The sequence below is a fragment of the Rhodococcus sp. LMD genome, from assembly GCF_056108245.1.
In genome coordinates, this window is record NZ_CM148557.1 from 740,461 (window position 1) to 766,716 (window position 26,256).

The window sequence follows — 26,256 nt, forward strand, 5'->3', positions numbered from 1 at the left end:
TGCGGGTGCCGCCCGCGCTCAACGCGCGATCGCGGTCAGGAACTCCCGCGGTTGCCCGAACAGCTGGGCCGCCCCGTGCGCGCGTTTGAAGTACAGCTGCGCGTCGTGTTCCCAGGTGATCGCGATGCCCCCGTGCAACTGGATCGCTTCCGCGGCCACCTGTTCGAAGGCCTCCGAGCAGTAAACCTTCGCCGCGTACGCGTCCTGCGTGTCCTGCGACAGCGCGGCCGCGTACGACATCGAGCGTGCGGTCTCCACCAGTGCGTACATGTCGGCCATGCGGTGCTTGAGCGCCTGGAACGACCCGATGACCCGGCCGAACTGCCTGCGGTTCTTCGAGTACTCCACCGTCAGATCCAGCGCGGCCCGGGCCGCGCCGACCTGCTCGGCCGACAGCGCGATCAGCGCGACGGTCCGCAGGCGCTCCTCGAGAGCGGCGGACGCCGCGAGCCGCCGGGCCGTCACCCCCTCGAAGCGCACCTCGGCGAGGGTGCGGGTCGGATCCATCGTCGGCACCCGGCGTCGCACGACACCGTCGGCGTCCGGATCCACCTCGACGAGCGCGACGTCGTCCCCGTCGGCCGCGAGCACCAGCAAGGTCGTCGCGACGTCCCCGCCGAGCACGTAGTGGGCGGTGCCGTCGAGCCGGCCGCCCTCGAGGACGACACCGGGTGTGGACCAGCCGGCTTCGGAAGCCCAGCACACCGCGGCGATCTCCCCGGCGGCGATGCCCGGCAACAGGCGGGTGCATGCGTCGGTGTCGCCGGAGAGCAGCAGAGCCTGGGCCGCGAGCACCGCCGAGCCGAGCATCGGCGACGGGGTGAGCGTGCGGCCGAGTTCCTCGAGCACGACGTGGGTCTCGGCGAGGGAGGCGCCGACACCGTCGTATTCCTCGGGCACGGCGAGGGCTGCGACCCCGATCTGTTCGACCAGCTTCTGCCACAGGTCGGCGTCGTAGCCGTCCGGGAGGGTGATGGCCTTGCGCACCGCCGCGGAATCGGAGTGCCGGGCGAGCAGGCTGCGCACCGACTCGCGCAGCGCGGCGCGATCCTCGGTCTCGAAGGTCACGATGCGTCCTCCAGTGCGTCGACTACCCGCGCCCGGTGCACGTCCGCGGTGCCCCACGCGGTGACGAGGGCCCGCACCCGGGTCAACGCCAGCGACAGATCGTGTTCGAGGGTGTAGCCGATGGCGCCGTGCACCTGCAGTGCCGTCCGTGCCGCCCGGTAGGCCGCGTCGCCGCAGGCGACTTTCGCGGCCGAGACGTCGCGGGAGGCGGTCGCTGCGCCGTCGCGCACCGCGAGGGCCGCACCGAGCAGCAGCGGGCGCGCCATCTCGAGGCCGACGGCGACCTCGGCGAGGTGGTGCTTGACGGCCTGGAACGAGCCGATGGCGCGACCGAACTGCTTGCGCTGCTGCGCGTACTCGACCGTGGTGTCGAGGAGGGTGCGTCCGAGCCCCTGCAGCTGCGCCGCGGTGGCCAGGGCTCCGTAGTCGAACGCCGCGCCGAAGTCCGTGTCGCCCAATGCGTCCGCCGCGGCGACGGCATGCAGACGACGGGCCGGGTCGACGGACTGCCGAACGTCGCCGGCGGTGCCCGTCGAGACCGTGCCGCCGTCGACGTGCAGCACGAGGTCGGCGACGTCGGCGTCGACCGCGTACGGCACGTGCGGTGCCGCGGCGACCGTCGCGAGCTCACCGGAGGCGAGTGCGGGCAGCCGGTCCGGAGCGACGGCGGCCAGCAGGATCGGCGCGACGGCCACGGTCTCCACGATCGGGCCGGGCACCGCGTGGCGACCGAGCTGTTCCATGGCGACGACGAGGTCGACGGCGTCGGCCCCGAGACCGTCGTGGTCCTCGTCGACGAGCAGCGCGCCGACGCCGACCTCGGCGAGCCGTTGCCACACCTTCAGGCCGGGGCCGGTGTCACCGGCGGCCCACGACCGGACGACCGCAGGCAGATCGGACTTGGCGAGCAGCGCGTCGATGCTGGACGCGAAGTCCTCGTGGGAGGAGTCGAGCGCGAATCTCATCGGTCGCCCTTCGGAAGGCCGAGCAGCCGCTCGGCGATGACGTTCTTCTGGATTTCGTTGGTGCCCGCGTAGATCGGCCCCGACAGCGAGAACAGGTAGCCGTCGGTCCAGCCGTCGGCGATCTCCGCGGCCGGGCCCTGCAGGTCCAGCGCGGTCTCGTGGGCGGCGATGTCCCAGTCCGACCAGAACACCTTGTTGATGGACGACTCGGCGCCGAGCTGGCCGCCGTCCTGCAGCCGGGTGACGGTGGCCCAGGTGGACAACTCGTATGCGCGCGCCCCGATCCACGCGTCGGCGACGCGGTTGCGCAGGGCCGCGTCCCCGTGCCGGTCCGACGCCGCGTACAGCGCCAGCAGGCGGTCGGCGGTGGCGAGGAACCGTCCGGGGGAGCGCAGCGACAGTCCGCGTTCGTTCGAGGCGGTGCTCATCGCGACGCGCCATCCCTCGTTCACGCCGCCGATCACGCCGGACTCGCCGGGGTCGGCGGGATCGTCCGGGACGAACACGTCTTCGAGGAAGATCTCCGCGAAGCCGGGTTCGCCGTCGAGCTGGTCGATGGGCCGGACGGTGACGCCCTCGGCACGCAGATCGAACATGAAGTAGGTGATGCCCTTGTGCCGCTGCGCATCCGGGTCGGAACGGAACAGGCCGAAGCCCATGTCCGCGAAGGACGCCCGCGAGCTCCACGTCTTCTGACCGTTGAGCAGCCACCCGCCGTCGACCCGCCGGGCGGTCGAGCGCAGCGACGCGAGGTCGCTGCCGGACTCCGGCTCGGACCAGGCCTGGGCCCAGATGTCGTCGGCGCGGGCCATGCGCGGCATGATGCGCGCGAGCTGGTCGGGGTGGGCGTGCTCGAACAGCGTGGGAGCGAGCAGGAAGATACCGTTCTGGCTGACCCGGCCCGGCGCTCCGGCGCGGTAGTACTCCTCCTCGAACACCACCCACTGCTGCAGCGTGGCGTTGCGCCCGCCGAGTTCTTCGGGCCACGAGACGACCGACAGACGGGCCTCGGCGAGGGTGCGTTCCCACTCGCGGTGTTCCTCGAAGCCCTCGGCCGTGTCCATGGACTTCAGCGGGCTCGACGGGACGTTCTCGGTGAGGAAGGCGCGGACCTCGTCGCGGAAGGCGAGGGTCGCGTCGTCGAGTTGCAGATCCACTACTTCGTTCCTTCCTGCGCGGCAGAGCCGCTCACCGGGCGTGCGCTCGCGGCCATCGATTTCGCGTTCATGCCGCCGAGGGAGTCGGTGCCGACCTCGGCGTTGTGGGCGTGCGCGAAGTGGTGCAGGCCGAACACCGAGTCCATGCCGTTGCGCATGCCCATCTGGTCCTCGCACTGGTTGACGGCGCGCTTGGTCAGGGCCAGCCCGAACCGCGGCATCTCCGCGATCCGTCCGGCCAGGGCGAGGGTCTCCTCCTCGAGCTTCTCGCGTGGCACGACACGATTGACCATGCCGACCTCGTAGGCGCGCTGGGCACCGAAGCGGTCACCGGTGTAGAGGATCTCCTTGGCGAAGCGCGTGCCCAGGACCCAGGGGTGGGCGAAGTACTCCACGCCGGGAATGCCCATCCGCACCACCGGATCCGAGAAGAACGCGTCCTCCGAGGCGACGATCAGGTCGCACACCCACGCGAGCATGAGGCCGCCGGCGATGCATGCGCCCTGCACCATCGCCACCGTCGGCTTGGGGATCTCCCGCCAGCGGCGGCACATGCCCAGGTACACCTCCATCTCGCGGGCGTACCGCTGGTCGCCGCCGGGCTTGTCGACGTGGTCCCACCACATGACGGCCTTGTTGTCGTAGTGGACGTGGTGGTCACGACCGGGGGTGCCCAGGTCGTGCCCGGCGGAGAAGTGCTTGCCGTTGCCGGCGAGCACGATCACCTTGACCTCGTCGTCCTCGACGGCGCGTTCGAAGGCGGCGTCGAGCGCGTAGGTCATCACGGAGTTCTGCGCGTTGCGGTAGTCCGGCCGGTTGAGGGTGACGATCGCGATGCCGTCGCGCACCTCGTAGGTGACGACATCGGGCTCGTAGGGGACGGTCATGACTTCTCCTCACGCAGAATGTTTTTCAGAACCTTGCCGGACGGGTTACGGGGCAGGTGCCCGGTGAAGCGAACCGAGCGCGGCACCTTGAAGTTGGCCAGCTTCTCCTTGCAGAACGCGATCACCGACTCCTCGGTGAGGCCGCTGCCCTCGAGGGCGACGACGTGCGCGCGGCCGACCTCGCCCATGCGCTCGTCGGGCACGCCGACGACCGCGACCTCGTGGACGCCGGGCAGGCGCATCAACGCCGCCTCGATCTCGGCGGGATAGACGTTGAACCCCCCGCTGATGTACATGTCCTTGAGCCGGTCGGTGATGTCGAGGTAGCCGCGTTCGTCGAGGGTGCCGACGTCGCCGGTGTGCAGCCAGCCGTCGGCGTCGATCGTCTCGGCGGTGGCCTCCGGGTCGTCGAGGTAACCGAGCATCACGTTCGGGCCGCGCAGCAGGATCTCGCCCTTGTCGCCGATGCGGACCTCGAAGCCGGCGGCGGCGCGGCCGGAGGAGGTGGAGACGGTGACGGGATCGTCGTCGGTGCGGCACATCGTCGCGACCACGGCCTCGGTCTGGCCGTACGCGGTGAGCACGGCGTCGAAGCTCAGTTCGTTCTGCATGCGCTCGACGAGCGCGACGGGCACGGGTGCGGCCCCGGTGACCGCGATCCGCAGGGACGACATGTCGAACTCGTCGCGGCGGGGGTGGTCGAGGATGCTCTGGTAGATCGTCGGTGCGCCCGGCAGCACGCTGATCCGCCGGTCGGCGACGGTGGCCATGACCTTCTCGACGTCGAACACCGCCATCGGCACGGCGGTCGCGCCCGCGAGCAGCGCGGCGACGAACCCGGCCTTGTAGCCGAAGCTGTGGAAGAACGGATTGATGATCAGGTAGTTGTCGTCCGGCGTGAGCTCGGCGCACTCGGCCCACGCCTGCGCGACCCCGATCAGCTGCCGGTGGGCGCTGAGCACGCCCTTGCTGCGCCCGGTCGTGCCCGAGGTGAACAGGATGTCGCTGACGTCGTCGGGGGAGACGGCCCGCGCCCGGGCGTCGGCCTCGGTGCGCGCGTCCGCCGTCGCCGCGGCGAGGAAGTCGTCCCAGTCCACGACGCCGTCGGCCGGTGCGTCGGTCCCACCCAGCGGGACCCGCACCACGGTGGGCACGTGCAGGCCGGGCGCGGCGGCGCGCAGGGCGGCGTACCTGTCCGTGCCGAGGAAGTCGCCGGCGACGACGAGGGCCTCGGCACGGATGCGGTCGAGGATGTCGTGCGCCTCGGCCCCGGTGTAGCGGGTGTTGACGGGGACGACGACGCCGCCGGCCCACTGGATCCCGAGCGCAGCGACGATCCAGTGGTGGGTGTTGGGCGACCAGATCGCGACGCGTGCGCCGGGCCCGACGCCGTGGGCGACGAGCGCGGCGGCGAATTCGCGGACGTGATCGCGAAGTTGTGCGAACGTCGGTCGCACGTCGCCGTCGACGATCGCGGTCCGGTCGGCGTACACCGATGCGGCGCGTTCGACGGCGGCCGGTGTGGTTCTCGGTTGTGCAGTCACGGAGCTCCCTACCTAGCAAGTGCTTGGTAGGTTATCGTACAGACGTGCATGAGAGCGAGAGACTGGACGACACGGGTTTGGCCGACACCGAATTCGCCGCGACCGTCCGCCGGTGGCTGGAGGAGAACCTGACCGGCGAGTTCGCCGCGCTCAGAGGCAAGGGCGGACCGGGCAGCGAGCACGAGTTCTTCGAGGAACGTCTGGCCTGGGACCGGCACCTCGCCGCCGCCGGATGGACCTGCATCGGCTGGCCCACCGAGCACGGTGGCCGCGGTGCGACCCTCGAGCAGCAGGTGATCTTCCACGAGGAGTACGCCAAGGCGAACGCACCGGCGCGGGTGAACCACCTCGGCGAGGAACTGCTCGGCCCCACCCTCGTCGCCTTCGGCACCGAGGAACAGAAGCGCCGCTTCCTGCCCGGGATCCGCAACGTCACCGCACTGTGGGCGCAGGGCTACTCCGAGCCCGGTGCGGGCTCCGACCTGGCCAACGTCTCCACCACCGCCCGGCTCGAGGACGGCAAGTGGGTGATCAACGGCCAGAAGGTGTGGACGTCGCTCGCGCACGTCGCGCAGTGGGCGTTCGTGGTGTGCCGCACCGAACCCGGCTCGACCCGGCACCACGGCCTGAGCTTCCTGCTCGTGCCGCTCGATCAGCCGGGCGTGACGGTCCGGCCCATCCAGCAGCTCACCGGCACCTCCGAGTTCAACGAGGTCTTCTTCGACGACGCCGTCACCGACGCCGACCTCGTCGTCGGTGCTCCCGGCGACGGCTGGAAGGTCGCGATGGGCCTGCTCACCTTCGAGCGGGGAGTGTCGACCCTCGGCCAGCAGATCGGCTTCGCCCGGGAGCTGCAGAGCATCGCCGATCTCGCGGTCGCGACCGGTGCGGCCGACGACCCGCACATCCGCGAACGGATCGCCCGCGCCCGGATCGGTCTGCGCGTCATGCGGGCCCACGCCGTGCGCACCCTCGGCGACGCCGACCCCGGCCAGGCGTCGGTGGCGAAGCTGCTGTGGGCCAACTGGCATCGCGACCTCGGCGCCCTGGCAATGGACGTGCAGGGGCCCGCCTCGCTCACCGGACCGGACCACGACCACGCCGGCAACCCGTCGGTGCTCTCGGACCCCGAGCACCTCGAGCTCGCCGAATGGCAGCGGCTGTTCCTGTTCACCCGCGCCGACACCATCTACGGCGGATCCAACGAGATCCAGCGCAACATCATCGCCGAGCGCGTGCTCGGCCTTCCCCGAGAGGCTCGTCCGTGACCACTTCCCCCCTCGCCACCCCGCCCGTCGAGACCCCGGGCCACGGCCTGCTGAGCGGCAAGAAGGTCGTCGTCACCGCCGCCGCCGGCACGGGCATCGGGTTCGCGACCGCCCGTCGCGCCCTGCTCGAGGGCGGCGACGTGCTCGTCTCCGACTTCCACGAGCGCCGGCTCGGGGAGACGGTCGACAAGCTCGCCGCCGAGTTCCCGTCGCAGCAGGTGGAGTCCGTCGTGTGCGACGTCTCCTCGACCGAGCAGGTCGATGCGCTGATCACCGGGGCCGCCGAGCGACTCGGGCGCATCGACGTGCTGGTCAACAACGCCGGCCTCGGCGGCGAGACCCCCGTCGTCGACATGACCGACGAGCAGTGGGACCGCGTCCTCGACATCACCCTCACCAGCACCTTCCGTGCGACGCGCGCGGCGCTGCGCTACTTCCGGTCGGCCGACCACGGCGGCGTCCTCGTCAACAACGCCTCCGTGCTCGGGTGGCGCGCGCAGCACTCGCAGGCGCACTACGCGGCCGCCAAGGCCGGCGTGATGGCGCTGACCCGCTGCTCGGCGATCGAGGCCGCCGAGTACGGGGTCCGGATCAACGCCGTCGCGCCGTCGATCGCGCGGCACGCCTTCCTCGCGAAGGTCACCAGCGAGGAACTGCTCGACCGGCTCGCCGCCGACGAGGCGTACGGGCGGGCCGCGGAGGTCTGGGAGATCGCCGCGACCATCGCCATGCTCGCCAGCGACTACACCACGTACCTGACCGGTGAGGTCGTCTCGATCTCGTCGCAGCGGGCCTGACCCGTGCGCGGTTCCGGTAGCGGCCGCTACCGAAACCGCGCACGGCAGCCCTGAAAGGATGCCTTCATGACTCCTCCCAGAGACGATGCCACCAAGTCCGGGCGTCGGGCCGAGCTGCTCGACATCGCCGCGGAACTGTTCGCCTCGCGCGGGGTGCGTGCCACCACCGTGCGCGACATCGCCGACGCCGCAGGCATCCTGTCGGGCAGTCTCTACCACCACTTCGACTCCAAGGAGTCGATGGTCGACGAGATCCTGCGGGGATTTCTCGACGACCTGTTCGGTCGCTACCGCGAGATCGTCGCCTCGGGTTCGGACTCGCGTGCCACCCTCGAGGCGCTCATCACCGCGTCGTACGAGTCGATCGACAAGTCGCACGCCGCGGTCGCGATCTACCAGGACGAGGCCAAGCGGCTCGTGGAGAACGAGCGGTTCTCCTACATCTCCGATCGCAACACCGAATTCCGCGACCTGTGGGTGGGGGTGATCGAGCGCGGCATCGCCGACGGCACGTTCCGGCCGGACGTCGACGTCGAACTCGTCTTCCGGTTCCTGCGCGACACCGTGTGGGTGGCCGTGCGCTGGTACCGGCCCGGTGGCACCCTCACCGCCGACAAGGTGGCCCAGCAGTACCTGTCCATCGTGCTCGACGGACTTGCCAATCCCTGAACCGACTTTTCCCGGAACCGACTAGGAGTCCCTCATGACCGAGGCATACATCGTCGACGCGGTACGCACCCCGATCGGCAAGAAGAACGGCGGCCTGTCCGCCGTCCACCCCGCCGACCTGGGCGCGCACGTGATCAAGGCGATCGTGGACCGCACCGGCATCGACCCGAGCGACGTCGACGACGTCGTCTTCGGCTGCGTCGACGCCATCGGCGGTCAGGCCGGCAACATCGCCCGCACCTCGTGGCTCGCCGCCGGCTACCCGCAGCACGTCCCCGGCGTCACCGTCGACCGGCAGTGCGGGTCGAGCCAGCAGGCCCTGCACTTCGGTGCGCAGGCCATCCTGTCCGGCACCGCCGACCTCATCGTCGCCGGCGGCGTGCAGAACATGTCGCAGATCCCGATCTCGGCGGCGATGATCGTCGGGCAGCAGTACGGCTTCGACACCCCGTTCGGGGGTTCGACCGGCTGGACCGAGCGTTACGGCGATCAGGAGGTCTCGCAGTTCCGCGGTGCCGAGATGATCGCCGACAAGTGGGGTCTCAGTCGTGAGGACCTCGAGCGCTGGGCGCTGCAGAGCCACGAGCGGGCCAAGGCGGCCATCGCCGAGGGCCGCTTCGAGGGCGAGATCGTCCCGCTCGGCGACGCCGCCGTCGACGAGGGGCCCCGCGAGACGAGCCTCGAGAAGATGGCGTCCCTCGCGACGCTCGTCGAGGGCGGCAGGCTCACCGCCGCCGTCGCCAGCCAGATCTCCGACGGTGCGTCGGCGGTGCTGCTCGCCTCCGACGAGGCCGTGCGCACGTACGGCCTGAAGCCTCGTGCACGGATCCATCACCTCAGCGCCCGCGGCGACGACCCGATCTTCATGCTCAGCGCGCCCATCCCGGCCACGCAGCACGCGCTGGCGAAGACCGGTCTGAGCATCGACGACATCGATCTGGTCGAGATCAACGAGGCCTTCGCCCCCGTCGTGCTGGCCTGGATCAAGGAGATCGGCGCAGACCCGGCCAAGGTCAACGTCAACGGCGGCGCCATCGCGCTGGGTCACCCGCTCGGCGCCACCGGCACCAAGCTGATGGCGACGCTGCTCAACGAGCTCGAGCGGCGCGAGGGCCGGTACGGGCTGCTGACGATCTGCGAGGGCGGCGGCACTGCGAACGTGACGATCATCGAGCGCGTGTAGCCGGGGCGGCTGCGCCGCCGGTGTGTCCTTTGGGCGGTCAGGGCAACCCAAAGGACGCACCGGCGCGTCAGCGCAGGGTCGGGTCGGTGACGCGGTCGCTGCTGCCGGCGGTGCGGAACGCATGGTCCGCGAGATCGGCGAGCGGATCGGCGGGCAGGACGTGGACGATCTGCTGGTGGACGACGCCGCCGTCCGGGCACCAGACGACCACCCGCCGGGGCCCGGGCGCCACCTGATGGGCGACCATCGACCCGGACGGCTCGAGAGGCAGACTGCGGGTGTTCCCGTCCGCGTCCGGATCGACGCGGCAGCTCTCCGGGTGGACGGGCACGCCGTGCACCGTCACCTTCACCCGCTCGCGACCCGCGACGACGTCGGCGGTGGCGGTCGCCTGGGCCGTGGCCGGAACAACCACTGCCGTAACGATCGTGGACAACACCGCCGCCGTCGCACCTGCATACCCGAATCGCATGGCTTCTCCCTCCCGTGCGGGCCTCTCCCACCCGTCGGGCACAGCGTACGACACGGGCGGGCGGCCGCTCAGGACTTGAAGGACACCCGGGCGTGCAGGCCCTCCGGCATGAGCGTGAGACGTTCGGCGACCTTCAGCCGGTAGCCGGGATCCATCGTCAGGTCGTACCGGCGCAACAGGGTTCCCAGCACGAGTGTTGCCTCGTGCAGCGCGAACTGCCGTCCGATGCAGGCGCGTTCTCCGGTGCCGAACGGCTTGTACACGTGCGCGGGGCGGGCCCGGACCCGTTCGGGCAGGAATCGGTCGGGGTCGAACTCGTCGGCGTCGTCGCCCCACACCGCGCGGTCCCGGTGCACCGCGGGCAGCAGCACGAGCACCCAGTCGCCGGCGCGCATCCGGTACCGGCCACCCAGGGTGGTGTCCGCCTTCGCTTCCCGCGCGTACGCGGGTGCGGTCGGCCACAGCCGCAGCGCCTCGTCGAGCACCCGGCGGACGTAGCGCAGCTTGGCGATCTGTTCGAAGGCGGGCTCGCCGTCGCCCCAGACCTCCTCGACCTCCGCCCGTGCCCGCGCGTAGGCCCGTGGGTCGCGCATCAGGTAGTACAGGGCGAACGACAACGCGCCCGAGGTGGTTTCGTGTCCGGCGACGAGGAAGGTGAGCACCTGGTTGCGGATGTTGACGGGGTCGAGCCTGTGGGGATCGTCCTCGCGGGCCGCCCGCAGCATCAGCTCGAGCAGGTCGTCGGGGGCGGGGCCGGGCGCATCGCTCCTGCTGCGGATCACTGCGTCGACGACGTCGTGCATGTGCGCCCGGTCGAGGTCGTACTGCCGCTTGGCGGCGGGGAAGAGGAAGCGCCCGACGACGGGAACGGTGCGCAGCATGCTGCGCTGCGAGAACGACAGGCCGCCGACCATCGCCTCGACGAACGGGTGCCGCTCTTCGCGGTCGAACGGCTCGAACGAGTAGCTGAACCCGGTGCGGCCGATGGTCTCCAGGGTCAGCTTCGTCATGTCCGCGGCGACGTCGACGTCGCCGCCGCTGCGTGCCCGGCGGTCCCAGTGCGCGACGAGCTGAGCGGTGACGTCGAGCATCGTGGCGTGGTACCGGCGCATCGCCTGCTGCGTGAACGCCGGCATGAGCAGTTCGTGAGCGCGACGCCAGTTCGGTTCCTCGTTGTAGGCGGTGAACAGCCCGTCGCCGCCGATCGCCCGCAGGGCCTCGACCCCCGGGGCGAGGTGCTTGGCGAAGCGCTTCTCGTCGGACAGCTCGGCGGTGAGTTCGCCGGAGCAGACGAACACGAAGCGACGGCCGAACGCCGTCCGCTCGAACACCGGGCCGAGGGCCTTGTGGGTGGCCATCGAGTTCTGCACCGGGGTCTTCAGCGACATGCCCAGGACGTCGCCGGCGAGGGGCAGGCGTTTCGGCGGGCGTGGAATTTCGGTGTCGAACACCCGCGACGTGGCCATGACCATGCTCCGACCCCCAGCTATTGAATCCGTGTACAGTAGCCACGCTACGCCGGGACGGACGTCTGTCAAGAACTAGATTGGATTCGTGGCCCAACCCCGCCGACGTCTCGATCCCGAGCAGCGCCGCGCGCAGCTGCTCGACATCGGCGCGCGTCTGTTCGCCGAGCGTGCCTACGACGACGTGTGGATCGAGGAGGTCGCCGAGCTCGCGGGGGTTTCACGTGGCCTGATGTACCACTACTTTCCGACCAAGCGAGACTTCATGGCGGCGGTCGTCCAACGCGAATCGGACCGGCTGCTCGCCGTCACCGAACCGGATCCGCGGCTCACCGTCGCCGAGCGGATCACCGCGGGCCTCGACGCCTACCTCGACTACGTCGCCTCGCACCGGCAGGGCGTCGCGGCGGTCAACCGGGCCGCGGACTCCGCCGACGCCGGCATCCGCGCGATCGTCGACGCCGAACTCGGCGTGCAGCAGGAGCGCATCCTCGACGCCCTCGCCCCGCCCGACGACGAACGCGAACTCGTCGCGGTGGCCGTGCAGGGCTGGATCGCCCTCGTCCGCAGCGTCTGCGTCGACTGGCACGATCACCCCGCCGTCACCGGCGAACAGCTACGGGAGCTGTGCCTGAACGCACTGCGGGGCATGCTCGGCGGTCGCCTCGGCTGACGGTCCGGCGTTACCCTCGGTCCATGTGCCGGAACATCACGGAACTGCGCGGGCTCGAGCCGGCAGCGACCGACGAGGAGATCGAGGCCGCCGCCCGTCAGTACGTGCGCAAGGTCAGCGGCGTCCACAAGCTGTCCGACGCCACCCGCGAACCGTTCGAGGAGGCCGTCGCCGAGGTCACGGCCGTCACCATGCGGCTGCTCGACCGGCTCCCGCCGCGCCGCCAGCCGCCGCCGACGGTGCCGCCGCTGCGCCGGCCGGAGGTGCAGGCGCGGATCGCAGCGCGCGGCTGAACCACGTCCTCGACGGGCCTCAGCCGGACGCCGGTGCCGTTCCCGCGGCACGGGCGTGGACCCAGGCAACCACCTGCGTGCGGGATCCGACCCCGAGTTTGCCCAGGATGTGCTCGACGTGCCCGTCGACCGTCCGGTGCGAGATCACGAGCTGATCCGCGATTTCCCGGTTGCTGAGGCCGCGGGCGACGAGTTCGGCCACCTCCGCTTCCCTGCGCGTCAACGGCGAGGCGCCGGGCGCCGTGGTGACCGACTCCTCCGCAGGCGTTCCGAGGGCCGTGTCGACTGTCTGCTCGATCGTCAGTCGTGCCGGCGGTGTCGACAGGCGGGCGTACCGCTTCGGTCCGAGAGTCTGCCGGACCCGCTTCTTCCAGTGCGCGGAGTCGTTCGTGATGTGGGGACCGAAGGCGGCGACGGACGTGCCGAGTCGCTGCCACACCGCCTCGGCGGCACCGAGGAGCGCGGCAGACCGCTCGGTGCGACCGGCCGCTTCCGCGGACCACGCGAGGAGTTCGATCGACAGGGCCGTGCAGATCTTGTCCTTGAACTCACGCTGGATCCGCAGGGCCCGTTCCGCCGCGCCGACGGCGTCGTCGACACGGCCGAGATGGAAGTAGGCCAGGCCCGAGACCCACGGGGCGTACCCGTCGTCGCGGGGTCCGGCGCGGTGTTCGTCATGGCGCCCGACGGCGTGCCGATCGCCGACGAGTTCGTGGAACTGGCGGTGGCAGAAGGAGTCTCACGGCTCGTGTTGCTGTCCAGCAAGGCGATCGACACGATGAACGACACGCGGCTGCTGGCCGCCGAACGCGCGGTCACCTCGGCGGGAGTGGAGTCGACAGTGGTCCGGGCGGACTGGTTCGATCAGAACTTCGACGAGGGCTTCCTGCGCGACGCTGTGCTCGCCGGCGACGTCGTGGTGCCGCTCGGCGACGTCCGGCAGGCGTTCAACGACGCCGAGGACATCGCCGCCGTCGCGGTGGTGGCTCCGACCGAGCCCGGTCATGCGGGTCGCACGTACGAGCTGAGCGGACCCGACGCGTTGTCGTTCGGGGAGGCGACGGCGATCGTCGCCCGCGAGTCGGGGCGGCCGGTGCGTTACCGCGGCGAGCCCGACGCCTACCTCGAGACCATGACCGGTTTCGGTCTGGACCGGGCGCAGGTGCTTGCCGAGATCGAGGCCTTCGAGGCGCTGCGGGCGACCGGCGACGTCACCCCGAACGACGTCGTCGCCGAGGTGACGGGCCGGCCACCGATCTCGTTCGAGACCTACGCGCGCGGCGCGGCGGCGCGCGGCGCCTGGGCCTGACCACGCAGCGCGGCCAGCGCGTCGATCCGCTCGACGGCCTCGGTGACGATGCGGTCGATCAGCTCCTGGCAGCTGGGCAGGTCGTCGAGCATGCCGACGACCTGCCCGGAGGCGAGCACACCGGCCTCGGTGTTGCCCTCGACGAGCCCGGCCTTGAGCAGCATGGGGGTGTTGGCCGCCATGATGATCTGCTGCCACGTGCGGTCGCTCGCCCGCTTCATCGCGATGCCGTCCTTGACGAGCGTCGACCACTTCATCCCGGTCATGGCCTTGAACTTGGCCGCGTTCCTGGCGGCGGCGGCGAGGCCCTTCGCGTAGCTGCCGCGTTCGAGGCTGTCCACGAGCTCGGTGTTGAGCACGCGGTGCGGCATGCCGTCGACCTTGACCGAGACCGTCGTGTCCTGCAGGCCCCGGCCCAGGTACTCCTGCTTCACCGAGTCGGGCACGGCGCTGTCGCTGGTGAGCAGGAACCGGGTGCCCATGGCGACGCCGGCCGCCCCGTAGGCGAGCGCCGCTGCCAGGCCCCGGCCGTCGAAGAACCCGCCGGCCGCGACGACCGGGATGTCGACGGCGTCGAGCACGCTCGGCAGCAGCAGCGTGGTGGCCACCGGTCCGGTGTGCCCGCCGCCTTCGCCGCCCTGCACGATCACCGCGTCGGCGCCCCACGAGGCCACCTTCACCGCGTGCTTCGCGGCGCCGATGGACGGGATCACCACGACGCCGTGATCCTTGAGCTCGGCGATCAGTTCCTTCCTGGGCGCGAGCGCGAAGGACGCGACCTTGACGTTCTCGCGGATGAGCAGGTCGATGCGCTGGGCGGCGTCGGACGCATCGGCCCGGATGTTCACGCCGAAGGGCTTGTCCGTCGCCGCCTTCGTCTTCGCGACGGCGACCTCGAGTTCCTCGTACGTCATCGTCGCCGACGCCAGGATGCCGAGGCCACCCGCGTTGGCGGTGGCGGCGGTCAGCCGGGGGCCGGACACCCAGCCCATGCCGGTCTGGACGATCGGATGCTCGATGCCGACCAGGTCGGTCAGGGCCGTCGTCAGGCGCGGACTCATACCGCGACCTCCCGGTCTCGCAGCCCGCGCGGATCGAGGACCTCACGGATCAGGCGCAGTTCCTCGGCGGTGGGCTCCCGGGTGAGGCCGGCCTCGTCGAGGCCCGCCACCTCGAAGGAGGTGTTCTCGGCGACCTGCTCGGCGGTGACCCCGGGGTGCAGGGTCAGCGCCCGGAACGTGTGGCCGGGACCGCCGAAGTCGAACGAGCCGAGGTTGGTGACGACCCGGTGCAGGTGCAGGAACCGGAACGCCGGGTTGGCCGGATCGACCTTGTCGTAGCCGACACCCGAGACGATGTCGACCTTGTCGCAGAACACGCGTGTGTTGTGCTTGCCGACCCAGTAGCTCGTCGCGTGGTTGATGGTGTTGCCGGGGGCGCCGCGCACGCCGAACATCTGCCGGGTGGGGTGCTGCAGCGGCCCGAACGCCGACAGGTTCTGGTTGCCGTGCCGGTCGATCTGGTTGGCGCCCATCACGACGTGGCGTCGGCCGGAGGCGACGACGTCGAACACCTTGCGGAACGGCATCCAGCCTTCGATCGGGCCCTTCGCGCCGACGGCGGGGGTGTCGGCGAGGATCAGGGCCTCGCCGTCGGTGATGAGCAGGTCCGGTTCGGTGGTCAGCCGGGCGAGGCGGGCGCCGATGAGCGGCAGGGTCGCCATCGGGCTGGCCATGATCTCGCCGGCGCCGGCGAAGATCTCGGCGCATGCGATGGCGCAGTACTCGGCGCGGGTCACCGTGCCGGAGGTCGCCGGGGTGGTCGTCTCGGTCATGCCTGCTCCTCGCTGAAGGCCTGCACTGCGGCCTGGTAGTCGTCCTCGCTGCCGGAGAGGAACCGGTCGACGAACCCCTGCCACGTCTGCGGGTCCTTCGCCGATTCGGCGTAGTGGCGCTGGAACTTCTCGTCGCGGCCGTAACTGTCGCCGGCAAGGGTGAAGTGGGCGCCGTTCGGTGCCTCGACGACCCCGTCGACCATCATGCGGTTGAGGACGAGGGACTGCAGCGGAACGGATTTGACGAGCTCCTCGGTCTCGACGATGCGTTCGACCGAGACGAACCGCTTCTCGGCGGCCAGGCAGTACAGGTCGTCGAAGTAGGGGTCGACGCCGGTGTAGGCGGCGTTGCCGTGCGCATCGCCGATGTTCAGATGCACCAGGGCCGCATCGAGATTCAGCGCCGGCATCGCGATCAGCGTCTCGGCCTCGCCCGACTCGCCGGGGTACGGCGAGGTGACGGTCTGCAGCTCGCCTTCCCAGAAGTCGACGACGGCCGAGCCCAGGCCGGCGCGGATCGGCAGGAACGGCAGCCGCGCGGCGGCCGCCTCGAGGCCGCACTTGACCATGCCCTCGTCCATCTCCCGCGCGACGATCTCCCCGTTCGTGCGGGCCTTGGCGAACCACGGGTCGTAGAACGGGGCCGAGTCGAGGGAGACGAACCCGTAGTACGCCTTCTTCACCTTCCCGGCCGAGCACAGCAGGCCCAGGTCCGGGCCCCCGTAGGTCACGACCGTCAGGTCCGTCAGATCCGAGCGCAGGATCGCGCGGACGAGCGCCATCGGCTTGCGCCGCGACCCCCAGCCGCCGATGCCGATCGTCATGCCGCTGCGCAGCTCGCCGACCACGTCGTCGAGCGACATCCTCTTGTCACGCATGGTGTTTCATGTCTCCTGGTCAGTGGTTGGCGCGCGGTTTGCCGGTGGCGACGAACTCGTCCCGGTGCTCGTCCGCGACGCCCGCGAGGTTGAGTTCGAAGGTGAAGCCCTGCTCGAAGCGGTAGCTGTCCTTCACGTCCACCGGGTCGATGCCGTTGATGGCTTCCTTGGCGCAGCGGATGACGCGGGTGTCCTTCGCCGCGATCTTCCCGGCGATCTCGCGGGCCGTGGCGTCGAGTTCGGCGCGCGGGACCACCTTGTAGACGGAACCGAAGTGCTCGAGCTGCTGGGCCGTGACGTTCTGCGCCGTGTAGTAGAGGGTGCGCATCATGTGCTGCGGCACGAGCCGGGCGAGGTGGGTGGCGGCGCCGAGCGCGCCGCGGTCCACCTCGGGCAGGCCGAAGACGGCGTCGTCGGAGGCGACGATGACGTCGGCGTTGCCGACGAGACCTATTCCGCCGCCGACGCAGAAGCCGTTCACGGCGACCACGACGGGCACGGCGCAGTCGTAGACGGCGGCGAAGGCGGCGGCGCAGCCGCGGTTGGCGGCGATGAGGGCGTCGTGCCCGTCGGTGGCCTGCATCTCCTTGATGTCGACGCCGGCATTGAAGCCGCGGCCCTCCGCGCGCAGGATCACCACGTGCGTGGCCGGATCCTTGCCTGCGGCGAGGACCGCGTCGGCCAGTTCGAACCACCCCTGGGAGGGGATGGCGTTCACAGGCGGGTAGTCGACGGTGACCGTGGTGATGCCCGCGCCGTCGGTGGTCGAGGTGATGCCCATGGCAGGTTCCTAACGTCTGTACCGAACCAAGCGATTGCTTGGTAAGTTAGCACATGCGGGGCGAAGACCCCAGGGAGCGGAATCGTGGAGGCGGGGCGAGCGTGTCGCCCGAATTCCGCGACAACGACATCTATTCGAGGAGAAGACAAGTGAGTGGACTGGTCAACGGGCGCGTCGTGATCGTCACCGGCGCGGGGCGCGGTATCGGACGGGCCCACGCGCTGGCGTTCGCCGCCGAGGGGGCGAAGGTCGTGGTCAACGACATCGGGGCCGGCGCGGACGGTTCCGCGACGGGGGAGAGCCCCGCGGAGCAGGTCGTCGCGGAGATCCGGGCGGCCGGCGGCGAGGCCGTCGTCAACGGTGACGACGTCGCCGACTGGGCCGGCGCGCAGAACCTGGTGCAGACGGCCCTGGACACCTTCGGGCGGCTCGACGTCCTGGTCAACAACGCCGGATTCCTGCGGGATCGCATGCTCGCCAACATGAGCGAGGAGGAATGGGATGCGGTGATCCGGGTGCATCTGAAGGGCCACTTCGCTCCGATGCGGCACGCGATGGCGTACTGGCGCGGGGAGGCGAAGGCCGGCAACCCGGTCGACGCCCGCATCGTCAACACCAGCTCGGGTGCCGGCCTGATGGGCAGCATCGGCCAGGGCAACTACGCCGCCGCGAAGGCGGGGATCGCCACCCTCACGATCCAGGCGGCCGCGGAGTTCGCGCGCTACGGCGTCACCGTCAACGCGATCGCGCCGGCCGCGCGGACCCGCATGACCGTGGGCGCGGGCGGGACGATGGCCGAGTCGATGGCCGCCCCCGAGGAGGGGTTCGACGCGATGGCCCCGGAGAACGTCTCACCGCTGGTGGTGTGGCTCGGCAGCGCCGAGTCCAAGGAGGTCACGGGCCGGGTGTTCGAGGTGGAGGGCGGCAAGGTCTCCGTCGCCGACGGCTGGCGGCACGGCGAGGCGATCGACAAGGGCGAGCGCTGGGATCCGAAGGAACTCGGCCCGGTGGTGGAGAAGCTGATCGCGCGCAGCGAGCCCCCGACCCCGGTCTACGGGGCCTGACCGGCCGTGCGCGCTTTCGGTAGCGCCCGCTACCGAAAGCGCGCACGGGTGGGGGCGACTATGCGGGCGAACGGACGATGATGGTGGTGCCGGGGAAGTACGCGGCCAGCTCGGTGCGGGCGTGCTTGAGGGTCGCGGTGCCGTAGCCCTGCTTGCGCAGCTCCGGGTGGACCCAGATCGCGACGTCGACCTCGTGGCCCTGGAGCTCACCGAACGCGAAACCGACCGGCTTGGGGTCGGTGCCGGACAGGTCCTCGGCGACCAGCCACACCGCGGACTCGTCGTCGATGCGCGACAGGCCGGCGGCGCGTTCCTGCTCGACCCGCTCCTCGCCGGCGTCGCCGAGCTGCTCCTCGCACCGCGCGCGGAACAGCTCGCGGTCCCGATCGCTGTTGCTGAACTGACGCAGCCGGAAGTGGGCACCGGTGGCGTACGGACGTTCGGCGGGCGTCCACTTCAGCACCGCGTCGAGGTCGTCGAGTTCCTCCCGGATCTTCTTCCGCTCCGCCTTGGTCAGCCGCCGGAACGGAAGGTTGAGCACCGCTTCGGCGCACGACTCGTTCGTGTCGAGCAGCCGCGCGACGGTCGTGACCGCCTCGGCCCGGTCGTCGCTCTCGACGATGGCATCGAGGACCTCGTGCCGGCGTTCGAGCGCGCGCAGCAGTGCGGCGGCGATCTCCCGCTTGTCGAGTACGCGGTCGTGGTTGGCGGTTGTCATCGGGTGACATCCCTTCTCGAGAGCAGCTCGACCGGGCACCCCACTGGTTCGTGCCCGGCCGTGCCGGCTCCCGCGAAGATCACTCGCACACCACCACCGGGATGACCCGATCCGTCCAGGACTGATAATTGTCGAAATCCGCGTACATCGCCACCAGCCGCGGCCAGTAGTGCGACCGCTCCTCGGGCGTCGCCACCCGCGCCGTCATCTGCCGCACCCGCGAGCGCACCTGCACGGTCACCCGCGGATCGGCGCGGATGTTGCGGAACCACAGCGGGTGCTGAGGCAGGCCGCCCTGGGATGCGACGAGCACCACCCGCTCGCCGTCCTCGAGGAACAGCAGGGGGACGGTCCGTGGCTGCCCGGTCTTGCGGCCCGTGGTGGTGAGCAGGCAGACGGGGATGCCCCACGGGAAGGCGCTGCCCACCCGCCACTTTCCACCGATCCGGCCCCCGGTGGCCTTGTAGGCCGCCACGTTGGCGCGCGACATCCACTTGATGACCGGCACCGTCCACTTCGAGTCGAGGCCCTTCGGCGCGGCGGCTGCGCTCATGTCAGATCCGCTCGATGATCGTGCCGGTGGCCAGCGCGCCGCCGGCGCACATGGTGATCAGCGCGGTCGAGCCGTCGCGCCGCTCGAGCTCGTGCAGGGCGGTGGTGATCAGCCGCGAGCCGGTGGAGCCGACGGGGTGGCCGAGCGCGATCGCGCCACCGTTCACGTTGACCTTGTCCATGTCGGGCTCGTGCACCCGCGCCCACGACAGCAGCACCGACGCGAACGCCTCGTTGACCTCGAACAGGTCCAGGTCGCCGATCGCCATCCCGGACTTGTCGAGGACGCGGCTCGTCGCCTGCACCGGTCCGTCGAGATGGAACTCGGGCTCGGCGCCGACGAGGGCCTGCGAGACGATCCGAGCCCGCGGCTTCAGGCCGAGCGCCGCGGCGCGGTCGGAATCCATGAGCAGCACCGCGGCCGCGCCGTCGGAGATCTGCGACGAGGTGCCGGCCGTGTGGATGCCGCCGTCGAGGACCGGCTTCAGCTTCGCGAGCGACTCCGCGGTCGTCTCGCGCAGGCCCTGGTCGCGGGCGACGGTCTGCTTCTCGCCGGTGAGCGCGCCCGCCTTGTCGACGACGGGTGCGACGACGGGCAGCACCTCGCGGTCGAATCGGCCCTCGTCCCAGGCCTGCTCGGCCAGCGCCTGCGACCGGACGCCGAGGGCGTCGACGTCCTCGCGGGTGATGCCGCGCCGGCGAGCGATGCGCTCGGCCGCCTCGAACTGGTTGGGCATGTCGATGTTCCACGACTCGGGGCGGCGCGGGCCGGCGAGTTCGCCGACGTTCGCGCCGAGCGGCACCTGGGACATCGCCTCGATACCGCAGGCGATGCCGACGTCGATGGCGCCGGTGGCGATGAGCCCGGCGATCAGGTGGTTGGCCTGCTGGGCCGACCCGCACTGGCAGTCGATCGTGGTGGCGCCGACCTGCCACGGCAGTCCGGCGTGCAGCCAGGCGGTGCGGGTGATGTTGTTGGACTGCGCGCCGGCCTGTGTGACGCACCCGCCGATCACCTGCTCGACGAGGGCGGGATCGAGGCCCGCACGCTCGATCAGTCCGCTCTGCGCGGCCCCGAGGATCTCGGCAGCGTGCAGGCCGGCGAGCCAGCCGCCGCGCTTGCCGATCGGGGTGCGTGCCGCCTCGACGATGACTGGTGTGCCCACGGTGGGCTCCTTTCTGATCCTTGTCCTCGCAAAGTAGAACAGGTTGTCGTGGCGGACAAGGTGTGGTCCGAATGATCGGGACTTGGCGATTCCTTGGCCTGCGGGCCGCCCTGTGCTTGAATGCTTTTAGAACGTGTTCCACATCGCGACCCGGTGCACTCGTCAGGGTAGGAGAGAATTCAGTGGCGCAGCCCAACATCCCCGAAGACATCGACTTCACCGATCCGGATCTCTACGCCGAGCGGATGCCGTTCGAGGAGTTCGCCGAGCTGCGTAGGACGGCCCCCGTCTGGTGGAACAAGAAATCCCCGGACGTCGGCGGGTTCCACGACGAGGGATTCTGGGTCGTGTCCCGGCACGAGGAGGTCCGTGAGGTCTCCCGCCGCAGCGACGTGTTCTCCAACTGGGAGAACACCGCCATCCCGCGGTTCAACGACGACATCCCGCGCGAGGCCATCGAACTGCAGCGGCACGTCCTGCTCAACAAGGACGCTCCCGAGCACACCAAGCTGCGCAAACTCGTCGCCCGCGGGTTCACCCCGCGCGCCATCAACGGCCTCCGGGACGAGCTGAACGCCCGCGCGAAGAAGATCGTCGAGGAAGCCTGCCAGGCCGGCCGGGGCGATTTCGTCACCCAGGTCGCCGCCGAGCTGCCCCTGCAGGCCATCGCCGAACTGATCGGCGTCCCGCAGGAGGACCGGGACAAGATCTTCGAGTGGTCGAATCAGATGACCGGCTACGACGATCCGGACAACACCGCCGACCCCGCGGCCGCGTCGATGGAGGTTCTCGGCTACGCGTACCAGATGGCCGCCGCGCGCAAGGAGTGCCCGGCGGACGACATCGTCACCACGCTGATCGAGGCGGACATCGACGGGGACGAGCTCTCACCCGAGGAGTTCGGCTTCTTCTTCATCGTGCTCGCCGTCGCCGGCAACGAGACCACCCGCAACGCGATCACGCACGGCATGGCGGCGTTCCTCGACAACCCGGAGCAGTGGGAGATCTTCAAGCGGGACCGCCCGAAGACCGCGGCCGACGAGATCATCCGCTGGGCCACGCCGGTCACGTCGTTCCAGCGCACCGCGCTCGAGGACACCGAACTCGGCGGGCAGACGATTCGCAAGGGCGACCGCGTCGTGATGCTGTACGCGTCGGCGAACAACGACGAGGAGGTGTTCGAGAACCCCCGGACATTCGACATCCTGCGAGATCCCAACCCGCACCTCGCGTTCGGCGGAACCGGCGCGCACTACTGCCTCGGCGCCAACCTGGCGCGGATGGAGATCGACCTCGTGTTCAACGCGATCGCCGACTACATGCCCGACATCACCAAGGTCGCCGATCCGCGCCGGTTGCGGTCCGGCTGGCTCAACGGCATCAAGGAGTTCCGGGTGGACTACAGGACGGAGGGCGGCTGCCCCGTCGAGCACTGACCCGATGCCACGGCGCCGGGGCGATCGGGGCTCCTACGGCGCCGCCGTGCCGACCGCTGGCCCCGGCGTCCTGCGGATCCGGTCGCCGTTCCCGGATCGGCGCGCGGAGGGATGTCGGACAGAGGTGGGGAGTACCGCAGAAGCCGGCGACGTGGGTGCACCCCGCCGAAATTGGGGGTGAGGGCGGGGTGCTCGGCCACAGTATTTCGGCCGCCGAGGGCCGGTAGCCTCCGGTCCTGCTGACCGGGATCGGCCTGTGCGACGTCGCCGTGCCGGGTCCGGCCGTGCGGACCGAACGGGGGAGATCTCGCGTGCGGCAGGGCCCGGGCCTGTTGTTCCGCCCAGTGAGACGTCCTCTCCCGTGCGCCGCGGTTGCGGAAATAGTGTCACGTGCTCCCGGAACGGAATCGGCGAAAGGCTTCGAGCATGGTGGATTGGGCAGAGGAATGCGACGTCCTCGTCGTGGGATCGGGGGCGGGAGGCTGCTGCGGCGCGTACACCGCCGCCCGTGAGGGACTGTCGGTCGTCCTGGTCGAGGCCTCCGAGTACTTCGGCGGCACCACCGCCTACTCCGGCGGCGGTGGGGTCTGGTTCCCCACCAACGCCGTGCTGCGACGTGCCGGCGACGACGACACCATCGACGACGCCCTGACCTACTACCATGCCGTCGTCGGCGACCGCACCCCCCGCGACCTGCAGGACGCCTACGTCCGTGGCGGCGCACCCCTGATCGACTACCTCGAGGCCGACGAGGACATCGAGTTCACGGCCTACCCGTGGCCGGACTACTTCGGCAAGGCTCCCAAGGCCAGCGCGAAGGGCCGTCACATCGCACCGACCCCGCGGTCCGTCGCCGACGACCCGGAACTCAACGAATCCGTCCGCGGGCCGCTGGGTCGCGAGCGCAACGGGGATCCGTTGCCGGACAAGCTGATCGGTGGGCGTGCCCTCATCGGCCGGTTCCTGGTCGCCATGCGCAAGTACCCGAACGTGCAGCTGCACCGGAACACGCCGCTCGAGGAACTCGTCGTCGAGGACGGCGCCGTGGTCGGCGCGATCGTCTCCCACGGCGAGCAGCGGCGCGCGGTGCGGGCCCGCAAGGGCGTCGTGCTCGCCGCCGGCGGATTCGACCACAACGACGAGATGCGCGCACGGTACGGCGTCCCCGGCGCGGCCCGCGATTCGATGGGGCCGTGGTCCAACCTCGGCAAGGCCCACCAGGCGGCCATCGCGATCGGTGCCGACGTCGACCTGATGAGCGAGGCGTGGTGGTCGCCGGGGCTGACCCACCCCGACGGGCGCTCGGCCTTCGCGCTGTGCTTCACCGGCGGCATCTTCGTCGACCAGGACGGCAATCGCTTCACCAACGAGTACGCGCCCTACGACCGGCTCGGCCGCGACATCATCGCCCGCATGGACAAGGGCGAGATGACGCTGCCGTTCTGGATGATCTACGACGACCGGAGCGGGGTGGTGCCGCCGATCGCGGCGACGAACGTTCCGCTCGTGGAGACCGAGAAGTACGAGGCGGCGGGACTGTGGAAGACCGCCGACACGCTCGCCGAACTCGCCGGGCAGATCGGGGTGTCGGCCGAGGCGCTCGAGGCGACCGTCGCACGGTTCAACCGCCTCGCCGCCGGCGGCGTCGACGAGGACTTCGGCCGCGGGGACGAGCCCTACGACGTGGCGTTCACCGGCGGCGGTTCGGCGCTGGTCCCGATCGAGAAGGGCCCGTTCCACGCCGCGCAGTTCGGCATCTCGGACCTCGGCACCAAGGGCGGCCTGCGCACCGACACCGTCGGCCGCGTGCTCGACGGCGCCGGGACGCCCATCCCCGGGCTGTACGCGGCGGGCAACACGATGGCCGCCCCGAGCGGCACCGTCTACCCCGGCGGCGGCAACCCGATCGGCACCAGCGCGTTGTTCGCCCACCTGGCGGTCCGGCACATGGCCGGCGCGTAAGGACGACGCCGGCCGCCCGGTCCCGCTCAGTGGGTCCTGCGTCACACTCGGCGTACTCCGTCCGTACGGTTCACACCGACGAACCGTAGGAGTATTCATGAGTACATCGTTGGCACCCGAACGGGCACCCTCGACCCGTGCCGAACGCCGCTACGAGCGGACCCGACCCGTGTGGGCGGTGGTGGCCATTCTCATCGCCGTCGAAGTCATCAGCGCATTCGAGACGTCGATGATGTACGCGGCGCTGCCGACGTTCGCCCGGGTCTTCGAGGCGGACGCCTCCGCGGTCGGATGGACCGTGACGGCGTTTCTGCTGGTGGCGGCGGCCTCGGCGGCAGTGTGCGGCCGGCTCGGCGACATGTACGGTCGCGAACGGGTGCTGATGTTCGTGCTGGCCTGCGCCGCCACCGGCTCGATCGTCAGCATGGCGTTCGGGACCCTCGAGGCCATCATCGCCGGCCGGGCGATCCAGGGGGTGGCGGGCGCGATCCTGCCGCTGTGCATCGGGCTCGCCCGTGAGCACCTGCCCGCGGAACGCGTCCCGATGGCCGTCGCACTGATCTCCGGATCCGCCGTCGCGGCCGGGGCCGCCTCCCTGCTCGTCGCCGGCATTCTCATCGATCTCGGGGACTGGCGGTACATCTTCGTCGTCGCCGCGGCGTACGCCGTCGCCTGCATCTTCCTGGTCGAGGCCGTGCTGCCGTGGCGACGCCGCCACCACCACCGGCAGCCGATCGACGTGGTGGGCGCGGCCGGCCTGGCGACGGCCGTGGCCGCCGTCCTGTTCGGGTTGACCCAGAGCCGCGCCTGGGGCTGGAGCGACGGCCGCGTCCTCGCGCCGATCGTCGTCGGTACGGCGATCTTCGCCTGGTGGGTGTGGTGGGAGCTCGGCCGGCCGTCCCCGATCGTGAACCTGCGCCTGCTCGCCGAACGCAACGTCGCGCTGACGATGCTCGCCGGGGTGGCCCTCGGCGTCGGACCGATCGGGGTCGGGACGATGATCATCCCGATCATCATGCAGAGCCCCACCTCCGCGCCGTTCGGCCTCGGACTCACACCCACCTACGCCGGAACGCTGTCGTTCGTCGGCGCGATGATCGGCATGGCGTTCACGCCCGTCGCGGGCCGGATCGCCGCCGCGGTGGGGGCACGGTCGTCGCTGCTGCTCGGCAGCGTGGTGTTCCTCGTGGCGTGCGCCGGATTCTTCTTCTTCCGGGCCTCGGTGCTCGGGATGACGCTGCTGGTGGTGGCCGTCTCGGTGGCGACGGCGTTCGCGTACACCGCGCTGCCGAACCTGCTCGTCGAGTCCGTCCCGGAACACAACACGAGCGAGATGGCCGGCAGCCAGACCGTGCTGCGCACCGCCGCGTCGGCCGTGGGCACCTCGGTGGCGTCGCTCCTGCTCGCGTCCCTGGTGGTGCCGGGGACGGCCACGCCGACGGTGGCCGCACTCGGGGCCGTCTGCACGATGCTGGTGCTGTCCTGCGCCGTGACGATCGTCCTGGGCTCGGCGATCAGGTATCGCCGCGCGTGACGTCCCGCCGGTCCAGCAGCGCCAGATCGCCGGGCACGTCGACGTCTCCCGGATCGGCGAGACCCGTGCAGTCCAGCCGCCGCACCCGGTCGCGGTGGCCGGCGAGGAATCGCCGGGCACCCTCGTCGCCGACGGCCTCCCGGGCCGCCGCCTCGGCATCACGCCGGTCGAACACCACAGGATGGCCGGGGCGGTCGCCGAACATCGGCACGGTGATCGTGCCGGGGCGGTGCGCGGCCAGCACGGTTCGGACGAGTCCGGCGGTGATGCCGGGAAAGTCGACGACGGTCAGGGCGATCACCTCGTGGCCCGTCGTGGCGTCCATCCCGGCCCGCAGCGACGTCGACATCCCCTCGGCCCAGCGCGGATTGACGACGGTTCGGATGCCGGGCGGGCACGCGGCGACGACGTCGTCGGCGTAGGCGCCGGCGACCACCGTGATCTCGTCGCAGCCCCCGGCGGTGAGCGCGGCCACCACGGTGTGCAGCAGCGGGTGGCCGCGGTGGGGGAGCAGTGCTTTCGCGCGCCCGCCCAGTCGCGTGCCGCCCCCCGCCGCGAGGACGATCCCGCCGACGGTCAT

At 70.7% G+C, this 26,256-nt stretch carries 26 protein-coding genes and 1 pseudogene; 11 read left to right on the top strand and 16 right to left on the bottom strand.

Annotated features, from left to right (window positions below):
- Positions 1-18: 18 nt before the first annotated feature.
- From ACWPQI_RS03420 to ACWPQI_RS03440, 5 genes are read right to left on the bottom strand one after another with little or no spacing between them, the layout of a single operon-like run.
- Positions 19-1,068, bottom strand: a complete 1,050-nt coding sequence (locus ACWPQI_RS03420) for an acyl-CoA dehydrogenase family protein (RefSeq protein WP_040273849.1) — start codon at positions 1,066-1,068, stop codon at positions 19-21.
- A complete protein-coding gene (locus ACWPQI_RS03425) occupies positions 1,065-2,033 on the bottom strand; it encodes an acyl-CoA dehydrogenase family protein (RefSeq protein ID WP_048773357.1) in 969 nt (322 codons plus the stop codon). The genes ACWPQI_RS03420 and ACWPQI_RS03425 overlap by 4 nt, the downstream gene beginning before the upstream one ends.
- Positions 2,030-3,190 (bottom strand): acyl-CoA dehydrogenase family protein, encoded by a 1,161-nt coding sequence (locus ACWPQI_RS03430; protein WP_010594489.1) that lies wholly within the window; start codon positions 3,188-3,190, stop codon positions 2,030-2,032. Before ACWPQI_RS03430 ends, ACWPQI_RS03425 begins: the two co-directional genes overlap by 4 nt.
- Positions 3,190-4,077 carry an enoyl-CoA hydratase gene (locus tag ACWPQI_RS03435; RefSeq protein ID WP_010594488.1) on the bottom strand — a complete coding sequence of 296 codons (888 nt, stop codon included), beginning with the start codon at positions 4,075-4,077 and terminating at the stop codon, positions 3,190-3,192. Before ACWPQI_RS03435 ends, ACWPQI_RS03430 begins: the two co-directional genes overlap by 1 nt.
- Positions 4,074-5,621, bottom strand: a complete 1,548-nt coding sequence (locus tag ACWPQI_RS03440; RefSeq protein ID WP_026137818.1) for a FadD3 family acyl-CoA ligase — start codon at positions 5,619-5,621, stop codon at positions 4,074-4,076. Before ACWPQI_RS03440 ends, ACWPQI_RS03435 begins: the two co-directional genes overlap by 4 nt.
- A gap of 44 nt (positions 5,622-5,665) precedes the next feature.
- Between ACWPQI_RS03440 and ACWPQI_RS03445 the strand changes: the two genes are divergently transcribed.
- From ACWPQI_RS03445 to ACWPQI_RS03460, 4 genes are all read left to right on the top strand, one after another.
- The gene (locus ACWPQI_RS03445) at positions 5,666-6,889 is read left to right on the top strand and encodes an acyl-CoA dehydrogenase family protein (RefSeq protein WP_474738642.1); all 1,224 of its coding nucleotides are present in this window, start codon (positions 5,666-5,668) and stop codon (positions 6,887-6,889) included.
- Positions 6,886-7,686 (top strand): SDR family oxidoreductase, encoded by an 801-nt coding sequence (locus tag ACWPQI_RS03450; protein ID WP_010594485.1) that lies wholly within the window; start codon positions 6,886-6,888, stop codon positions 7,684-7,686. Before ACWPQI_RS03445 ends, ACWPQI_RS03450 begins: the two co-directional genes overlap by 4 nt.
- A gap of 66 nt (positions 7,687-7,752) precedes the next feature.
- Positions 7,753-8,355: a TetR/AcrR family transcriptional regulator gene (locus ACWPQI_RS03455; protein ID WP_010594484.1), complete on the top strand. Its 603-nt coding sequence runs from the start codon at positions 7,753-7,755 to the stop codon at positions 8,353-8,355.
- Between the two features lie 34 nt (positions 8,356-8,389).
- The gene (locus tag ACWPQI_RS03460) at positions 8,390-9,538 is read left to right on the top strand and encodes an acetyl-CoA C-acetyltransferase (RefSeq protein WP_237211379.1); all 1,149 of its coding nucleotides are present in this window, start codon (positions 8,390-8,392) and stop codon (positions 9,536-9,538) included.
- A gap of 67 nt (positions 9,539-9,605) precedes the next feature.
- Here ACWPQI_RS03460 and ACWPQI_RS03465 read toward each other — a convergent pair whose 3' ends face one another.
- Positions 9,606-9,953: a hypothetical protein gene (locus tag ACWPQI_RS03465; RefSeq protein ID WP_017680969.1), complete on the bottom strand. Its 348-nt coding sequence runs from the start codon at positions 9,951-9,953 to the stop codon at positions 9,606-9,608.
- A gap of 125 nt (positions 9,954-10,078) precedes the next feature.
- Complete coding sequence (locus ACWPQI_RS03470; RefSeq protein ID WP_026137821.1) at positions 10,079-11,476, bottom strand: cytochrome P450; 1,398 nt, start codon at positions 11,474-11,476, stop codon at positions 10,079-10,081.
- Positions 11,477-11,564: 88 nt separating this feature from the next.
- On the opposite strand from ACWPQI_RS03470, the gene ACWPQI_RS03475 reads away from it, so the two are divergent.
- Both ACWPQI_RS03475 and ACWPQI_RS03480 read left to right on the top strand, forming a co-directional pair.
- Positions 11,565-12,149, top strand: coding sequence for a TetR/AcrR family transcriptional regulator (locus ACWPQI_RS03475; protein ID WP_017680971.1), 585 nt, complete (start codon positions 11,565-11,567; stop codon positions 12,147-12,149).
- Positions 12,150-12,172: 23 nt separating this feature from the next.
- Positions 12,173-12,442 carry a DUF2277 domain-containing protein gene (locus tag ACWPQI_RS03480; protein ID WP_003935852.1) on the top strand — a complete coding sequence of 90 codons (270 nt, stop codon included), beginning with the start codon at positions 12,173-12,175 and terminating at the stop codon, positions 12,440-12,442.
- A 19-nt stretch (positions 12,443-12,461) separates the two neighbouring features.
- On the opposite strand, the pseudogene ACWPQI_RS03485 reads toward ACWPQI_RS03480, so the two are convergent.
- Positions 12,462-13,085, bottom strand: a pseudogene (locus tag ACWPQI_RS03485) (helix-turn-helix transcriptional regulator); the annotation flags it as partial.
- Here ACWPQI_RS03485 and ACWPQI_RS03490 point away from each other — a divergent pair.
- Positions 13,050-13,751, top strand: coding sequence for a Rossmann-fold NAD(P)-binding domain-containing protein (locus tag ACWPQI_RS03490; RefSeq protein ID WP_234420160.1), 702 nt, complete (start codon positions 13,050-13,052; stop codon positions 13,749-13,751). The pseudogene ACWPQI_RS03485 and the gene ACWPQI_RS03490 overlap by 36 nt on opposite strands.
- On the opposite strand, the gene ACWPQI_RS03495 is transcribed toward ACWPQI_RS03490, so the two are convergent.
- The 4 genes from ACWPQI_RS03495 to echA20 are packed head-to-tail and all read right to left on the bottom strand — an operon-like array spanning position 13,712 to position 17,244.
- Positions 13,712-14,812: an NAD(P)H-dependent flavin oxidoreductase gene (locus ACWPQI_RS03495; RefSeq protein WP_268965774.1), complete on the bottom strand. Its 1,101-nt coding sequence runs from the start codon at positions 14,810-14,812 to the stop codon at positions 13,712-13,714. The two genes, ACWPQI_RS03490 and ACWPQI_RS03495, sit on opposite strands and share 40 nt — an antisense overlap.
- Positions 14,809-15,585 carry a cholesterol ring-cleaving hydrolase subunit IpdB gene (gene ipdB, locus ACWPQI_RS03500; RefSeq protein ID WP_010594476.1) on the bottom strand — a complete coding sequence of 259 codons (777 nt, stop codon included), beginning with the start codon at positions 15,583-15,585 and terminating at the stop codon, positions 14,809-14,811. Before ipdB ends, ACWPQI_RS03495 begins: the two co-directional genes overlap by 4 nt.
- Positions 15,582-16,463, bottom strand: a complete 882-nt coding sequence (ipdA, locus tag ACWPQI_RS03505) for a cholesterol ring-cleaving hydrolase subunit IpdA (RefSeq protein ID WP_199915384.1) — start codon at positions 16,461-16,463, stop codon at positions 15,582-15,584. Before ipdA ends, ipdB begins: the two co-directional genes overlap by 4 nt.
- 19 nt (positions 16,464-16,482) lie before the next feature.
- Positions 16,483-17,244, bottom strand: a complete 762-nt coding sequence (gene echA20, locus ACWPQI_RS03510; RefSeq protein ID WP_010594473.1) for a (7aS)-7a-methyl-1,5-dioxo-2,3,5,6,7,7a-hexahydro-1H-indene-carboxyl-CoA hydrolase — start codon at positions 17,242-17,244, stop codon at positions 16,483-16,485.
- 149 nt (positions 17,245-17,393) lie between these two features.
- Between echA20 and ACWPQI_RS03515 the strand changes: the two genes are divergently transcribed.
- Entirely contained in the window at positions 17,394-18,308 is a 915-nt protein-coding gene (locus ACWPQI_RS03515) for an SDR family oxidoreductase (protein ID WP_474738643.1), read from the top strand.
- 58 nt (positions 18,309-18,366) lie between these two features.
- Here ACWPQI_RS03515 and ACWPQI_RS03520 read toward each other — a convergent pair whose 3' ends face one another.
- The 3 genes from ACWPQI_RS03520 to ACWPQI_RS03530 form a co-directional block, all read right to left on the bottom strand.
- Positions 18,367-19,026, bottom strand: a complete 660-nt coding sequence (locus ACWPQI_RS03520; RefSeq protein WP_010594471.1) for a GNAT family N-acetyltransferase — start codon at positions 19,024-19,026, stop codon at positions 18,367-18,369.
- 79 nt (positions 19,027-19,105) lie between these two features.
- Positions 19,106-19,579, bottom strand: a complete 474-nt coding sequence (locus ACWPQI_RS03525) for a nitroreductase family deazaflavin-dependent oxidoreductase (protein WP_010594470.1) — start codon at positions 19,577-19,579, stop codon at positions 19,106-19,108.
- A gap of 1 nt (position 19,580) precedes the next feature.
- Complete coding sequence (locus ACWPQI_RS03530; RefSeq protein ID WP_010594469.1) at positions 19,581-20,744, bottom strand: steroid 3-ketoacyl-CoA thiolase; 1,164 nt, start codon at positions 20,742-20,744, stop codon at positions 19,581-19,583.
- Between the two features lie 182 nt (positions 20,745-20,926).
- On the opposite strand from ACWPQI_RS03530, the gene ACWPQI_RS03535 reads away from it, so the two are divergent.
- From ACWPQI_RS03535 to ACWPQI_RS03545, 3 genes are all read left to right on the top strand, one after another.
- Positions 20,927-22,180 (top strand): cytochrome P450, encoded by a 1,254-nt coding sequence (locus ACWPQI_RS03535; protein ID WP_010594468.1) that lies wholly within the window; start codon positions 20,927-20,929, stop codon positions 22,178-22,180.
- A gap of 426 nt (positions 22,181-22,606) precedes the next feature.
- Positions 22,607-24,142 carry an FAD-binding protein gene (locus ACWPQI_RS03540; RefSeq protein WP_017680977.1) on the top strand — a complete coding sequence of 512 codons (1,536 nt, stop codon included), beginning with the start codon at positions 22,607-22,609 and terminating at the stop codon, positions 24,140-24,142.
- A 97-nt stretch (positions 24,143-24,239) separates the two neighbouring features.
- A complete protein-coding gene (locus ACWPQI_RS03545) occupies positions 24,240-25,676 on the top strand; it encodes an MFS transporter (RefSeq protein WP_234420161.1) in 1,437 nt (478 codons plus the stop codon).
- On the opposite strand, the gene ACWPQI_RS03550 is transcribed toward ACWPQI_RS03545, so the two are convergent.
- Positions 25,657-26,256 carry a nucleotidyltransferase family protein gene (locus tag ACWPQI_RS03550; protein ID WP_010594465.1) on the bottom strand — a complete coding sequence of 200 codons (600 nt, stop codon included), beginning with the start codon at positions 26,254-26,256 and terminating at the stop codon, positions 25,657-25,659. The genes ACWPQI_RS03545 and ACWPQI_RS03550 overlap by 20 nt on opposite strands.